The organism is Minwuia sp. (assembly GCF_048007105.1).
In the GTDB taxonomy this organism is placed as follows: Bacteria; Pseudomonadota; Alphaproteobacteria; order Minwuiales; family Minwuiaceae; genus Minwuia.
In genome coordinates, this window is sequence record NZ_CP180352.1 from 3,667,538 (window position 1) to 3,682,249 (window position 14,712).

Here is a 14,712-nt window from a genome sequence, read left to right on the forward strand (position 1 = left end):
ATCTACCGGGTTCCTGCCGCCCCTCCTCCTGCACGCTGAGGTCAGATGGACGTCGTCGTCGTCGAAAGCCCCGCAAAAGCCAAGACCATCAACAAGTATCTGGGTTCGGGCTACAAGGTTCTGGCCTCCTTCGGTCATGTCCGCGATCTGCCGTCGAAGGACGGCTCCGTCGATCCGGAAGCCGATTTCGAGATGATCTACGAGGCCGATCCCAAGTCGGCCAAGCATCTGAAGGCCATCGCCGATGCGGTGAAGGACGCCAACCGGCTGGTACTGGCGACCGACCCGGACCGTGAGGGCGAGGCCATTTCCTGGCACGTGCTGGAGGCGCTGAAGAAGCGCCGCGCCCTGAAGAAGGACGTCGAGGTCGAGCGCGTGGTCTTCAACGAGATCACCAAGCGCTCGATCACCGAGGCGATGCAGAAGCCCCGCGACATCGACATGGATCTGGTGAATGCCCAGCAGGCTCGCCGGGCGCTGGACTATCTGGTGGGCTTCACGCTCAGCCCGGTGCTCTGGCGCAAGCTGCCGGGCGCCCGCTCGGCCGGCCGCGTGCAGTCCGTTGCGCTGCGGCTGATCGTCGAGCGCGAGCTGGAGATCGAGAAGTTCAAGCCGCGCGAATACTGGTCGATCACCGCGGTCTTCAAGACCGGCGATGGCCAGACCTTCGAGGCGCGGCTGAGCCAGGTCGACGAGACCAGGCTGGACCGCCTGTCCATCGCCACCGAGGCGGAGGCGAAGGCGCTGGTCGCGCGGGCCATGAAGTCCGGCTTCACCGTCGGCGAGATCGAGACCCGGCAGACCAGCCGCAAGCCCTGGCCGCCCTTCATCACCTCGACGCTGCAGATGGAGGCTTCCCGCAAGCTCGGCATGGGCGCGCGCCAGACCATGCAGGTGGCGCAGAAGCTCTATGAGGGCATCGATATCGGCGGCGAGACCGTCGGCCTGATCACCTACATGCGGACCGACGGCGTGCAGCTCGCCTCAGAGGCGATCGACGCGATCCGCGGCGCCATCGGCGAGGAGTTCGGCACCGCCTATCTGCCGTCGCATCCGCGCCACTACGCGACCAAGGCCAAGAACGCCCAGGAAGCGCACGAGGCGATCCGTCCGACCGATGTCAGCCGGACACCGGCCGAGATGAAGCAGCATCTCTCCGCCGAGCAGCACAAGCTCTACGACCTGATCTGGAAGCGCACCGTCGCCAGCCAGATGTCGGATGCGCGCCTGGCCCAGACCGGCGTCGACATTCCCGGCGACGGCGGCAACCTGGTTTTCCGCGCAACCGGCACCGTGGTCGAGTTCCCGGGCTTCCTGAAGCTCTACGAGGAAGGCCGCGACGAGGCGAAGGACGATGACGACGACAAGCGCCTGCCGAAGCTGACCGAGGGTGAGAAGCTGGCGCGCGAAGCGGTGAACCCGGCGCAGCACTTCACGCAGCCGCCGCCGCGCTACTCGGAGGCGACGCTGGTCAAGCGGCTGGAGGAGCTCGGCATCGGGCAGGCCGTCGACCTATGCCTCGATCATCTCGACCCTGCAGGACCGCGACTATGTCCGCCTCGACAAGAAGCGCTTCGTGCCCGAGGACAAGGGCCGCGTTGTCACCGCCTTCCTGATCAACTTCTTCCAGCGCTATGTCGAGTACGACTTCACCGCCTCGCTGGAAGAGGAACTGGACGACATCACGTCGGCCAAGATCGACTGGAAGGAAGTGCTGCGCCGTTTCTGGAAGGAGTTCTCGGCCGCCGTCGACGACACCAGGGAACTGCGTATCGGCGAGGTGCTGGACGCGCTGAACGACTTCCTAGCGCCGTCGCTCTTCCCGCCGAAGGAAGACGGCTCCAACCCGCGCGCCTGCCCCAACTGCGGCAATGGCGAGTTGAGCCTGAGGCTCGGCAAGTTCGGCGCCTTCCTCGGCTGCTCCAACTATCCGGAATGCAAGTTCACCCGGCAGTTGGGCGGCACGGAGAAGGAGCAGAAGGCCCAGATGGAAGGCGACCGGGAAATGGGCGTCGATCCCGCGACCGGCGAGACCATCTGGCTGAAGGTCGGGCCCTACGGCCCCTACCTGCAGCTGGGCCAGGGCGGAAACGGCGAGAAACCGAAGCGTGTCTCTCTGCCGAAGGGTCTGGAACCGAACGACGTCGATCTCGACCTCGCGATCCGGCTGATTGCCCTGCCCCGCGAAGTCGGAAAGCATCCGGAAACCGGCAGCCCGATCACGGCCGGTATCCGCCGCTACGGCCCCTTCGTCGAGCACGAGAAGAAATACGCCAACCTGCCGGACTGGCGGGAGGTGCTCGACATCGGCCTGAACCGCGCCGTCACCGTCATTGCCGAGGCGAAGACCCGCGGCGGCCGGCCGCAGCCCAAGGCGCTGAAGTCGCTGGGCGAGCACCCGGAGGAAGGCGGCGAGATCCAGGTGCTGGACGGCCGCTATGGCCCCTATGTCAAGCATGGCAAGGTCAACGCGACGATCCCGAAGGATGTCGATCCGCAGTCGATTTCCGTGGAAGAGGCCGTCCGTCTGATCGCCGAACGCGCGGCCAAGTCCGGGAAGAAGAAGCCGGCAGCGAAGAAGAAGGCCGCGCCGAAAAAGAAGAAGGCGGCGGCGAAGTCGAAAGCCGGCGACGAGTGACCGACGGTCCTCTCCCCACCAAGCAGCAGATCCGAACCCTGATCGACGAGTCCGGCGGCACCGCGGGCAAGCGCGAAGTCGCGCGCGCCTTCGGCATCAAGGGCCAGGACCGCATCTGGCTGAAACGGATGATGAAGGAGATCGAGGCCGAACGCGCGGTCGAGACCAAGGACAAGGGCCGCCCGCCCGGCCGGCTGCCGCCGGTGACCGTTCTGACCGTGATCGAGACGACAGGCGACGGAATGGTGCTCTGCCGTCCGACGGCCTGGGAGGCCGGCGTGGAATCGCCGCGGATCGAACTCGATCCGGACACGGTGAAGGGCCCCGCGCCGAAGACGGGGGATCAGTACCTGTCCCGCCTGCTCAAGCGGCGCGACGGCTACGAAGCCCGTGCCATGAAGCGCCTTGAGATCACGCCGCGGACGCTGACCGGCGTGCTCCAACTCGGCGGCAAGGAGGCCTGGGTCCGACCGACCGACCGCAAGCTGAAGCAGGAGATGCGGGTCCATCTCGGCGACCTGAACGGGGCCGAACATGGCGATCTCGTGCTGGTCGAAAGCCTGCCCAGCCGGGCCATGGGCCCGAGGCTGGCGAAGGTGGTCGAGGTTCTGGGCAGCTTCGACAGCCCGAAGGCGATCTCGATCCTGGCCATCCAGAACCACGGCATTCCCGACAGTTTCCGGCCCGAAGCGCTGGGCGAGGCCGCCGAGGCGCTGCCGGTCACCGAGCCGGGCCGCCGCACCGATATCCGCAAGATCCCGCTGATCACCATCGACCCGTCGGATGCGCGCGACCATGACGACGCCGTCTGGGCCGAGGCGGACGACGATCCGGGCAACAAGGGCGGGTTCCGCATCCTTGTCGCCATCGCCGACGTCGCCCACTACGTCCGTCCGGGTTCCGCGCTGGACAAGGCCGCGCAGGAACGCGGCGTCTCGACATACTTCCCCGACCGTGTCGCGCCAATGCTGCCCGAAGCGTTGTCGGCTGATCTCTGCTCGCTGATGCCGAACGAGATCCGGCCGGTGATGGCTGTCGAGATGGTGATCGATTCCAGCGGGCGGAAGCTGCGCCACAAGTTCTTCCGCGCCCTGATGCGCTCGGCCGGCAACTTCGCCTACGAGACCGTGCAGGCTGCCATCGAAGGCCGTCCGACGGACGAGATCGGTCCGCTGGTCGAACCAGTGCTGAAGCCGCTCTACGGTGCCTTCGAGGCGCTGGAGAAGGCCAGGAGCCGCCGCGAGACGCTGGAAATCGAGATGCCGGAGCGGCGTGCGGAAATAGGCGAGGACGGCTTCATCAGGGAGATCCTGCCGCGCGAACGCCTCGACGCACACAAGCTGATCGAGGAGATGATGATCCTCGCCAATGTCTGCGCGGCCGAAACGCTGGAGCGGCGCAGCCAGCCCTGCGTCTACCGCATTCACGAACCGCCGGACCCGGAAAAGCTGCGGCCGCTTAAGGAGATGCTGGAGACCCTCGGCATCCCCTTCACCGTCGGCGAGACCGTCAGGCCTAAGAACTTCAACCATGCCCTGCGCAAGGCGCGCGACACCGACGCCGAAGCGATGGTGAACGAGGCGGTGCTGCGCAGCCAGACACCGGCCTATTACGGCACCGACAACAAGGGGCATTTCGGCCTCGCGCTGCGGCGCTACGCCCATTTCACCTCGCCGATCCGCCGCTACGCCGACCTGCTGGTGCACCGCGCGCTGATCGACGCGCTGAAGGCCGGAAACGACGGCCTGGGCGGCATGCCGATCAAGGAAATCCAGGATCTGGCGGAGCAGGTTTCCGCCAACGAACGCCGCGCCATGCTGGCCGAACGGGACGCGATGGACCGATTCACCGCCGTCTTCATGCAGGACCGGATCGGCGCGCAGTTCTCCGCCCGGATCAGCGGCATCACCCGAGCCGGCGTCTTCGTGACCCTGACCGAGACCGGGGCCTCCGGGCTGGTGCCGATGCGCCATCTGGGCAGCGACTTCTTCGAATTCGACGAACGGACGGTCTCGCTTGTCGGACGTTCGACCGGCGCCGTCTTCCATCTGGGCCAGGCGGTGGCCGTAAGGCTGAAGGAGGCCGCGCCGGTGACCGGCGGACTGCTCTTCGAGATGCTGAACCAGCCGGCTGCGAAGCCGCGGCGCCCGCAACAGGGCCGGCCGCGGAACCTGCCGAAGCGCGGCGGCAAGCCGAGCCTGAAGAACAAGGGCAAGCGCCGTCGTTGACCGGTAATCTTGTCGGGGAACAATAGGACATCGATTCCGAGGGGAGGATGAAGATGACAATGCTTGGCGCCAACCGGCGACGGGTCTATCTGATGCGGCACGGCGATGTGGCCTACTACGATTCCGAGGGCCAGCGGGTCGCCGAACCCGACAAGGTGCCGCTGACAGAACTCGGCCTTCACCAGGCGCAGGCCATGGGCAAGGCGCTGACCGGTATCGATTTCGACCGCGCCGTCTGCACCGGACTGCTGCGCACCGTCCAGACCGCCGAGGCCATTCTGGAAGGACGGGACGGACCCGAACTGGAGACCATCGGGGCGCTGCGGGAGATCAAGTCCGGCAACGTACCGCTGAACCGGGATCAGGCGCTGAATGACATGGTCTACGCCTTCGAACGCGCGGCGGAGCCGGGCGCGCGCTTCGCCTTCGGAGAGCCCCTGGCCGACTTCTACGAGCGCATCAGCGTCGCCATCGAGGACCTGCTGACGCAGGACGGCTGGGATACCATGCTGATCGCGGCGCACGGCGGCGTGAACCGGGCGATCTTCTCCTGGCTGACCGGCGCCGGTCTGGCGGGGCTCTCGCGCTTCGAACAGGACACGGCCTGCCTCAACATCTTCGACCTGGATGTCGAGGACGGAAAGATGACGCGCTACTTCCTGCGCATGCTGAACTGGCGGCCCGACGAACCCTGGCGTCTGGACGACCGGCGCACCAATCAGGAGCGTTACTTCAGCCAGCGCGCCGACGCCTGACGCCGCATCCGCTTGCCGAGCGGCTGACGCAGCGATAGGTGTAGCGGGATCGAACATGGGGAGTCCGCTGCATGAACGCGCCGATCACGACCGCCTACTCCGCCTGCCCGCATGACTGTCCGTCGACCTGCGCGCTGGAAGTCGAGGTGCTCTCGTCGACCCATATCGGCCGCGTGCGCGGATCGAAGGACAACACCTACACCAGCGGCGTGATCTGCGCGAAGGTCGCCCGCTACGCCGAACGCATCCATCATCCGGACCGGCTCACGAAGCCGATGATCCGAACCGGCGCCAAGGGCTCCGGCGAGTTCCGCGAGGCGAGCTGGGACGAGGCAATGGAATTGACCGCCTCGAAGTTCAACGAGATCGAGGCCGAATACGGCGCCGAGGCCGTCTGGCCCTACTACTACGCCGGCACGATGGGCCTGGTGATGCGGGACGGCGTCAACCGCTGGCGGCACGCCAAGGGCTACAGCCGCATGCACGGCACCTTCTGCACGCCGATCGCGCAGTCCGGCTTCATGGCAGGCACCGGACGGCTGGCCGGCGTCGATCCGCGCGAGATGCAGAAGGCCGACGTCATCGTCATCTGGGGCACCAACCCGGTGAACACCCAGGTCAACGTGATGACCCACGCCACCAAGGCCCGGAAGGACCGGGGCGCGAAGATCGTCGCCATCGACGTCTATCCGAACGGCACGGTCGAACAGGCCGATATGGCGCTGATCCTGAAGCCGGGCACCGACGCGGCGCTGGCCTGCGCGGTGATGCACATCGCCTTCCGCGACGGCCATGCCGACCGCGACTACATGGCGAAATACACCGACGATCCCGCCGGCCTGGAAGAGCACCTCAGGACCCGCACGCCGGAATGGGCCAGCGAGATCACCGGGCTGCCGGTGGAAGAGATCGAGGCCTTCGCGAAGCTGGTCGGCACCACCGACCGCACCTTCTTCCGCCTCGGCTACGGCTTCACGCGCGGCCGCAACGGCTCGGTCAGCATGCATGCGGCCGTGTCGGTGCCCACCGTGCTCGGTTCCTGGAAGCACGAGGGCGGCGGGGCCTTCTACAACAACGGCCAGATCTATCACTGGGACCGCAGCCTGATCGAAGGCCTGGACGCCCCGCACAAGAACAGCCGCATTCTCGACCAGTCCCGCCTCGGCCCGATCCTGCTGGGCGAGGACGAGAAGCTGGCCGGCGGCCCGCCGGTGATGGCGCTGTTCGTGCAGAACACCAATCCGGCCATGGTCGCGCCGGAACTGAACAAGGTGCACGCCGGCTTCCGCCGCGAGGACCTGTTCATGTGCGTCCACGAGCAGTTCATGACCGAGACAGCCAAGTTCGCGGATGTCGTGTTGCCGGCGACCATGTTCATGGAGCACACCGACCTCTACCAGGGCGGCGGCCACCAGCACATCCTGCTGGGGCCGAAGATCATCGACGCCCCCGGCGAGTGCCGCTCCAACCATGATGTCATCGTCGAGCTGGCGCGGCGCACCGGCGCAGAACACCGCGGCTTCGACATGACGCCCGAAGAGATCATCGACTGGACGCTCACCAATTCCGGCTGGCCCGGGATCGAGGAACTGCGCGAGAAGAAGTGGTTCGACGTGCAGCCGGACTTCGAGACGGCGCATTATCTGAACGGCTTCGGTCACGCCGACGGCAAGTTCCATTTCCATCCGAGCTGGGATTTCCTGGGACCGAAGGGCTTCGGGCCGGCTGGTACGCCTGACAGCATGCCGGACTTCCCCGACTACTGGGCGCGCGAGGACAAGGCGACGCCGGAGCGTCCCTTCCGCATGACCACCAGCCCGGCGCGGAACTTCCTGAACTCGTCATTCACCGAGACGCCGACCTCGACGAAGCGCGAGGCGCGGCCGACGGTGAAGATCAATCCGGCCGACGCCGGCCGGCTCGGCGTGGCCGACGGCGATCTCGTGCGGCTGTCGAATGCGATCGGGCAGGTCCGCATCCATGTCGAGATCACCGAGGGACTGAGGGACGGCGTGGTCGTGGTCGAGTCGGTCTGGCCCAACGCCGCCTTCGTCGACGGTCTCGGCATCAATGCGCTGACATCCGCCGAACCCGGCGCGCCGATCGGCGGCGGCCTGTTCCACGACACCTCGGTCAAGATCGAAGCCGCCTGACCCGGAGCCCGGCCCATGTATTTCCGCTTCGGCGACTTCCTGCAGCGCTGGGTGATCGCGCTCGTGCTGGTGATGCTCACCTACAACCCGACCCAGTGGAGCTATGTCCGCTGGGTGCTGGGCGATCTTCAGACCGGCCTGCCCTACAAGGCGCTGGCCGGGCTGGTCCTGCTGGTCGGCTACATCATCTTCCTGCGCGCCACGTTCCGGTCCATCGGGATCGTCGGCATCGTGCTGGTTGGCGCCTTTTTCGCCGTGCTGGTCTGGGTCCTCGCCGACCTGCAGCTCTTCGATCCGGCCAACCGCGACCTGATGGTCTGGGTGGCGCTGCTCGCCATCGCCACCATCATGGGCGTCGGCGTCAGCTGGAGTCATGTGCGCCGCAGGATCTCCGGTCAGGCGGACATGGACGATGTCGATCAGTAGGTCCCGTTCCGCTTGACAGCGGGCGCGCGCCGACTATGTTCCGCGGTTCAGATTTCGCATCAGTTGGAAAGACCGAGCCATGGCCAAGCCCATCGTCCAGAAGATCAAGCTCGTGAGCACCGCCGGCACGGGCTACTTCTACGTCACCAAGAAGAACCCGCGTAACCTGACCGAGAAGATGGTCATGAAGAAGTACGACCCGGTCGCGCGCAAGCACGTCGAGTTCAAGGAAGCCAAGATCAAGTAATCCGGCTTCCGGCTACGGAAACGACCAAGGGCTGCGCCTCGGCGCGGCCCTTTTTCATTCGGAGTCGAGCAGCCTGGGCTGGACGAAGCGGACCAGCCGCCCCCCGCCAGGCCCGACCTTCGACCAGCCGCCGGAAAACGCGAGCTCGGTCAGCGCGCCGGTCGGGTATTTCTCCCTCAGGGCGGCCATGTCGGCGGCGTCGCCTTCGGCCGCGCAGGAACGCGCCAGCTGTTCGATGCCCGGGCTGTGAGCCACGAAGAGCGCACTGGGCACCTCGGCCGTCAGATCGCCGACCAGCCGCATGTAGACGCCAGGCGGCGCGTGATAGAGGGCATCGGCAAAGACCGGCGCCGGCAGGTCCGGCGCCTCGGCGGACAGCAGCTTCCAGGTCTCCCGGGTCCGCACCGAGGTGGAAACGAACACTCTTGCCGGCTGGATGCCGTTCTCGGCGAAATACCGGCCCATCCGCGCCGCGGCGTTCCGTCCCCGGGCATTGAGCGGGCGGTCATGATCGCTAAGCTGCGGATCGCCCCAGGCGGACTTCGCGTGCCGGAGCAGGTAGAGTGTCTTCATCGGGCCACTGTCACGCGGATGTCACCCGAGCACAAGACAACCTCCGGGTCCCGGAGGTCTCAGGGAGGTCACTTCTCATGAACGAGATGAGCGCCGCAGAGGTCCGGGAACCGGAAGCGCCGGCGATCACCGGCGAGTCGCCCGAACGTTTCATCAATCGGGAGCTCTCCTGGCTGCAGTTCAACTACCGGGTCATGGAGGAAAGCCAGAACCCGCGCCATCCGCTGCTGGAACGCGTGCGCTTCCTCTCGATCTCGGCCTCCAACCTCGATGAGTTCTTCATGGTGCGGTACGCCGGCCTCTGGGACATGGTCCAGGCGGACGTGAAGACGCTCAGCGCCGAGGGCCTGACCCCGGCGCAACAGCTGGAAAGCACCGGCGAGCTGGCCCAGGAACTGATCCACAAGCAGGAGGACTACTGGAAGGGCCTGCAGGACGAACTGCGCGAGAACGGCATTTCCATCATCGCCGCCAGCGAACTGACGGCGGAGGAGCGTGAGTGGCTGGACGGGCATTTCCTGGATCAGGTTCTGCCGGTGCTGACGCCGCTGGCCATCGACCCGGCCCACCCCTTCCCCTTCATTCCCAATCTCGGCCTGGCCATGATCGCGCAGCTGAAGCGCGCCGAGGACGGGCGGCTGCTGGACGCCATCGTGCCCATCCCGCAGCACCTGCCCCGCTTCATCCGGCTGCCCAGCAAGGACATCCGCTTCATCAACATCTCTCAGGTGATCGCCACCTACATGTCCCGGCTGTTCCCCGGCTACGAGATCGTCAGCCGCGGCCAGATCCGCTGCATCCGCAACTCGGACATCGAGGTGGAGGAGGAATCCGAGGATCTCGTCCGCACCTACGAAAGTGCCCTGCGCCGCCGCCGCCGCGGTCACATCGTGAAGCTGCAGGTCACTTCGGACATGAGCGACCATCTCCGGCGTCTGGTCGTCGAGGAGACCGAGACCAAGCCCGCGGACGTGATCGAGATCGACGGTCTTCTGGCGCTCTCCGACATCCGGCGGGTCATCGTCGACGAACGTCTGGACCTGCAGTTCAAGCCCTACAACGCCCGCTTCCCCGAACGCATCCGGGAGTTCGGCGGCGACTGTTTCGCCGCCATCCGGGCCAAGGACATCATCGTCCATCACCCCTATGAGAGCTTCGACGTCGTCGTGCAGTTCATCCGCCAGGCGGCGGAAGACCCCAACACGGTCGCCATCAAGCAGACGCTCTACCGCACCTCCGACAACTCACCGATCGTCCAGGCTCTGATCGCAGCGGCAGAGGCCGGCATATCCGTCACCGCGATGGTCGAACTGAAGGCCCGCTTCGACGAGGCCGCCAACATCCGATGGGCCCGCGATCTGGAACGGGCCGGCGTGCAGGTCGTCTACGGTTTCGTCGAGCTGAAGACCCACGCCAAGATCTCGCTGGTGGTCCGCCGAGAGAAGGACGAGCTCAAGACCTACGCCCATTTCGGGACCGGCAACTACCACCCGATCACGGCCAAGATCTACACGGACCTCTCCTATTTCACCGCAGACCCGCAGCTCGGCCGTGAGGCGGCGGCGATCTTCAACTTCCTGACCGGTTACGCCCGGCCAGAGAACCTGAAGGAGATCGCCTACTCGCCGCACACGATGCACGAACGGATCCTGCAGGAGATCCAGGCCGAGATCGCCCATGCGAAGGCCGGCCGCCCCGCCCTGATATGGGGCAAGATGAACAGCCTGGTCGACACCACCGTGATCGACGCCCTCTACGAGGCCAGCCAGGCCGGCGTGGAGATCGAACTGGTGATCCGCGGCATCTGCTGCCTCAGGCCGGGCGTGCCGGGGCTGTCGGAGAACATCCGCGTGCGCAGCCTGATCGGCCGCTTCCTCGAGCATTCCCGCATCGTCGTCTTCGGCAATGGCGCGGACCTGCCCAACCGGAAGGCTCGGGTCTACATCACCTCGGCCGACTGGATGCCGCGAAACCTCTACCGGCGTGTCGAGACGATGGTGCCGATCAGGAACGAGACCGTACACGCCCAGGTTCTGGATCAGATCATGGTCGCCAACCTGAAGGATGACCTGCAGAGCTGGGAACTCCAGTCGAATGGCGAGTATCACAGATTAGAGGTGGACGGGGACGGCTTCAGTGCGCATGAATATTTCATGACGAACCCCAGCCTGTCGGGCCGAGGCAAGGCCCTGACGCGAAGCGGGGGTCCGGTCATGTTGAAGCTGGACGACGACTGACGGACTTTCATGCCCGACACCATGACCGCCGCCAGGACCGACCGCACCGCGGTCATCGACGTTGGATCCAATTCCGTGCGCCTGGTGATCTTCGGCGATTGCGAGCGCGCGCCACTTGCCATGCTGAACGAGAAGGCCTTCTGCGCGCTGGGCCGCGGCGTATCCGCGACCGGGCACCTGAACGCGGAGGGTGTCGAACATGCGATCCGCACGCTCCGCCGGTTCAGCTGGATGGCCAGTTGCCTGGGCGCACGCCGGGTCAACGCCTTCGCCACAGCGGCGGTGCGCGACGCCGATGACGGACCCGATTTCGTCGAACGTGCGGCACGGGAGACCGGTGTCGAGTTGAGGGTCCTCAGCGGCGAGGAAGAAGCCCACCTTGCCGCACAGGGCGTCCTGTTCGGCATCCCGGAGGCCGAGGGCCTCGTTGGCGACATGGGCGGCAGCAGCCTGGAACTGGCGGAAGTCGGCGGCGGCGTACCCGGCCGCGGCATCAGCCTGCCCCTCGGACCGCTGCAGTTCGCCGACGACGACAACCAGGCGGACCAGATCAGCAAGCGCGTCGCCGAGGAACTCTCCCGCCCCAACTGGCTGGGCGACGGCAAGACCGAGAATCTCTATCTGGTCGGCGGCACCTGGCGCGCCTTCGCGAAGATCGACATCGCGATGCGCAATTACGGCCTGAACATCATTCACGGCTACCAGATGACGGCGGCACGCGCGCTCGATCTCGCCGACCTCATCGCCGGACAGCACCCGGACTCCCTGGCCGGCGAGCACGGCGTCTCCAAACGCCGCCTCCAGGTACTGCCCGCCGCCTCGATGGTGCTGAAACACCTTGTCGGCTTCATCGATCCGGCGCGGATCATCTTCAGCGCCCACGGCGTCCGCGAAGGCGCCTATCTGGAAGGCCTGGACGCCGACGTCCGGGCCCAGGATCCCCTCATTGCCGGCGTCAGGGCCATCGCGGCACAGGAAGCGCGGTTCAGCGACGAGACCGGCAAGGCCGTGTTCGACTGGATCTCGCCGCTCTTCACCGACGAGACAGACTGGCAGCGGCGGCTCCGCCTCGCAGCCTGTCTGCTCTGCGACACCGGCTGGCGGACCCATCCCGATTACCGGGCGACACAATCCTACCGCCGCGTCCTGCGCGCACCGCTGCTGGCGCTGAACCACGCCGAACGGACCTTCATCTCGATCTCGGTGCTGCGGCGCTACTCGCACAAGGCCGGCGACGAGGCGATCCGCGACGCCCGAACGCTGCTGGGCGAGAAGGAATTGCTGGCGGCGGACCGCATTGGCGCGGCCATGCGGCTGGCGCTGACCCTTGGCGGCGGCGGCCGCAACTCTTTGCAGGACTTCAGTCTTTCCCTGTCCGACAACGTGCTCACCCTGCAGATGCCCAGCGGCCGGCCCTATCTCGCAAGCGATGCCGTCGATGCCCGCCTGAAGCACCTTGCTACCCTGTTTTTCGCACGACCATTGATTGATCAATAAATTCTGGGCTAGAAGACAACGGTGAGCGAAACCGGACCGAGGAACACTGGGGCGTGAGATCGGCTGTGACATCGGTGGAAGACCCGGCGTCCTTCGGGCGAGACGAGCGGATCGTCATCCTGATGGTGGATGACGACCCCGACGATATCTTCCTCACCCGGCGCGCCTTTCAGGAAGGCCGTCTGATCAAGGATTTCCACGCCGTCGGGAACGGCCGCGAGATGCTGGACTATCTCCACAATCGCGGCGCCTACAGCGACAGCGGCGCCAATCCGCGCCCGCACATCATCCTGCTCGATATCAACATGCCGATGATGAACGGCTTCGAAGCGCTGGATCAGGTCCGGAGAGACCCGGATCTTGCCGACATTCCGATTGTCATGCTGACGACCTCGCGCGACCAGGTCGATGTCTCCCGCTGCTACGCCATGGGCGCGAATTCCTTCATCAGCAAGCCGATGACCCCTTCGGCCATGCGGGATCTGGTCCGCACCATCGAGGACTACTGGTTCGACATCGCCGAGATCCCGAGACACCGCCGGACCTGAAGACCGCAGCTACGCGGCCCTCAACGCCGCGCCGTTGAACGTGCAGTCCTCCCGCAGACGCCCGTCGTAGAAGTCCAGAATGTTCCGGAAGGTCATGCGCGACATCTCCCGCATCGCACCGCGCGACGCCGCACCCGTATGCGGTGTCAGCACGACGTCGTCGCGGCCGAGCAGCGGGTGATCCGCCGGCGGCGGTTCCTGATCGAACACGTCGATTCCGGCACAGGCGACGCGGCCACACTCCAGGGCATCGACCAGCGCCATCTCGTCCACAACGCCGCCACGGGCGCAGTTCACCAGAACCGCGCCGGTCTTCATGCGGGCGAACTCCGCGCCGCTCATGGCGTGGCGCGTGTCGGCGTTCAGCGGCAGGTGCATGCACACGAAATCGGCTTCGCCAAGCCCCTCGCGGAAGTCCGTGACGGCCGCGCAGCCCATCGACCCGGCAAGGTCCCGGTCGAGCGCGACATCGGCGACAGTGACCCGCATGCCGAACGCCCTGCAGAGCCGCGCAACCCGCTGCCCGACGCGGCCGAAGCCAACGATAAGTGCGTGCGCGCCGGTCAGGTCGCCGCCGACCAGTCCGTCACGGTCGGCGAAACGGCCGCTGCGCACCGCCCGGTCCTGCCGGATCAGGTTGCGCGTCCCGGCCAGCATCAGCATCAACGTGTGTTCGGCCACTGAATCGGCATTGGCGCCCGCAGCAATGGCGACCGGAATGCCGCGCGCCGTCAGGTATTCGACATCGACATTGTCGCAACCGACGCCGTGGCGGGAGACGATCTCCAGCATCGGCGCGGCTTCCAGCACCTCCCGCCGGAGCGGCGCGATCCTGACGCCGATGGCGTGGACATCGCCGACCAGTCGCTTCAGCGTCTCCGGCCGTGGATCCGGCGCGACCACGACCTCGAAGCCGCCACGGGCCGCCGCAAGGTCAGGGCCGGCCGGATGCATCGGCTCGATCAGCAGGATCCGCTTCATTCGGGCTCGACCAGCAGACCGTCGATCAGGGGCCAGGTGTCTTCCGGCAACGGCATCGACTTGCGCGCCTTCAGATCGAAGAGGATGGTCGTGACCTCCATCGTGGCGGCCAGTTCGCCGTTCTCCGGGTTCAGCATCCGATGCGCGGCGACAAGCGATGTGCGGCCCCGCTTGACGATGCCGCTTTCGACCACGATCGGACTGCCGACCTTCTGCTCCGCCTTGTACTCGATGACATGCTTCACGTCGGCGAACCCGATGCCCTCTTCGCCCATCGTCGTCCACTTGAAGCCGCAGGCCGAAATCAGGTGGCACGCCGCCTGATCGAAGAAGTTGACGTAATACATCACGTTCATGTGGCCCATGTGGTCACAGTTCCATGGATAGATCACACCCCTGAAGGTCTCGGTCCAGCCAGCCATGTTTCCT

General features: G+C 66.0%; 12 protein-coding genes and 1 pseudogene. 10 read left to right on the plus strand and 3 right to left on the minus strand.

Going from position 1 to position 14,712, the window contains the following annotated elements; translation table 11 throughout:
• Positions 1-45: 45 nt before the first annotated feature.
• From topA to rpmG, 7 genes and pseudogenes are all read left to right on the plus strand, one after another.
• A pseudogene (topA, locus tag ACMVY4_RS17820) lies at positions 46-1,443 on the plus strand (type I DNA topoisomerase); the annotation flags it as partial.
• A 91-nt stretch (positions 1,444-1,534) separates the two neighbouring features.
• Positions 1,535-2,638 (plus strand): topoisomerase C-terminal repeat-containing protein, encoded by a 1,104-nt coding sequence (locus tag ACMVY4_RS17825; protein WP_416900342.1) that lies wholly within the window; start codon positions 1,535-1,537, stop codon positions 2,636-2,638.
• Positions 2,635-4,866: a ribonuclease R gene (gene rnr / locus ACMVY4_RS17830; protein WP_416900343.1), complete on the plus strand. Its 2,232-nt coding sequence runs from the start codon at positions 2,635-2,637 to the stop codon at positions 4,864-4,866. The genes ACMVY4_RS17825 and rnr overlap by 4 nt, the downstream gene beginning before the upstream one ends.
• A 53-nt stretch (positions 4,867-4,919) precedes the next feature.
• Complete coding sequence (locus tag ACMVY4_RS17835) at positions 4,920-5,621, plus strand: histidine phosphatase family protein (RefSeq protein ID WP_416897327.1); 702 nt, start codon at positions 4,920-4,922, stop codon at positions 5,619-5,621.
• A gap of 71 nt (positions 5,622-5,692) precedes the next feature.
• A complete protein-coding gene (locus ACMVY4_RS17840) occupies positions 5,693-7,774 on the plus strand; it encodes a molybdopterin-containing oxidoreductase family protein (RefSeq protein ID WP_416897328.1) in 2,082 nt (693 codons plus the stop codon).
• A gap of 15 nt (positions 7,775-7,789) precedes the next feature.
• Positions 7,790-8,200 carry a DUF6524 family protein gene (locus ACMVY4_RS17845; RefSeq protein WP_416897329.1) on the plus strand — a complete coding sequence of 137 codons (411 nt, stop codon included), beginning with the start codon at positions 7,790-7,792 and terminating at the stop codon, positions 8,198-8,200.
• A gap of 79 nt (positions 8,201-8,279) precedes the next feature.
• Complete coding sequence (gene rpmG / locus ACMVY4_RS17850; protein WP_416897330.1) at positions 8,280-8,447, plus strand: 50S ribosomal protein L33; 168 nt, start codon at positions 8,280-8,282, stop codon at positions 8,445-8,447.
• A gap of 54 nt (positions 8,448-8,501) precedes the next feature.
• On the opposite strand, the gene ACMVY4_RS17855 is transcribed toward rpmG, so the two are convergent.
• Positions 8,502-9,020 carry a SixA phosphatase family protein gene (locus ACMVY4_RS17855; protein ID WP_416897331.1) on the minus strand — a complete coding sequence of 173 codons (519 nt, stop codon included), beginning with the start codon at positions 9,018-9,020 and terminating at the stop codon, positions 8,502-8,504.
• A gap of 77 nt (positions 9,021-9,097) precedes the next feature.
• On the opposite strand from ACMVY4_RS17855, the gene ACMVY4_RS17860 reads away from it, so the two are divergent.
• The 3 genes from ACMVY4_RS17860 to ACMVY4_RS17870 all read left to right on the plus strand — a co-directional run bounded on the left by ACMVY4_RS17860 (position 9,098) and on the right by ACMVY4_RS17870 (position 13,302).
• Entirely contained in the window at positions 9,098-11,257 is a 2,160-nt protein-coding gene (locus ACMVY4_RS17860) for an RNA degradosome polyphosphate kinase (protein ID WP_416897332.1), read from the plus strand.
• A 9-nt stretch (positions 11,258-11,266) separates the two neighbouring features.
• Positions 11,267-12,754 carry a hypothetical protein gene (locus ACMVY4_RS17865; protein ID WP_416897333.1) on the plus strand — a complete coding sequence of 496 codons (1,488 nt, stop codon included), beginning with the start codon at positions 11,267-11,269 and terminating at the stop codon, positions 12,752-12,754.
• Positions 12,755-12,819: 65 nt separating this feature from the next.
• Entirely contained in the window at positions 12,820-13,302 is a 483-nt protein-coding gene (locus ACMVY4_RS17870) for a response regulator (RefSeq protein WP_416897334.1), read from the plus strand.
• 9 nt (positions 13,303-13,311) lie between these two features.
• Here ACMVY4_RS17870 and ACMVY4_RS17875 read toward each other — a convergent pair whose 3' ends face one another.
• The gene (locus tag ACMVY4_RS17875; protein WP_416897335.1) at positions 13,312-14,283 is read right to left on the minus strand and encodes a hydroxyacid dehydrogenase; all 972 of its coding nucleotides are present in this window, start codon (positions 14,281-14,283) and stop codon (positions 13,312-13,314) included.
• Positions 14,280-14,705 carry an acyl-CoA thioesterase gene (locus ACMVY4_RS17880; protein WP_416897336.1) on the minus strand — a complete coding sequence of 142 codons (426 nt, stop codon included), beginning with the start codon at positions 14,703-14,705 and terminating at the stop codon, positions 14,280-14,282. Before ACMVY4_RS17880 ends, ACMVY4_RS17875 begins: the two co-directional genes overlap by 4 nt.
• Positions 14,706-14,712 lie beyond the last annotated feature (7 nt).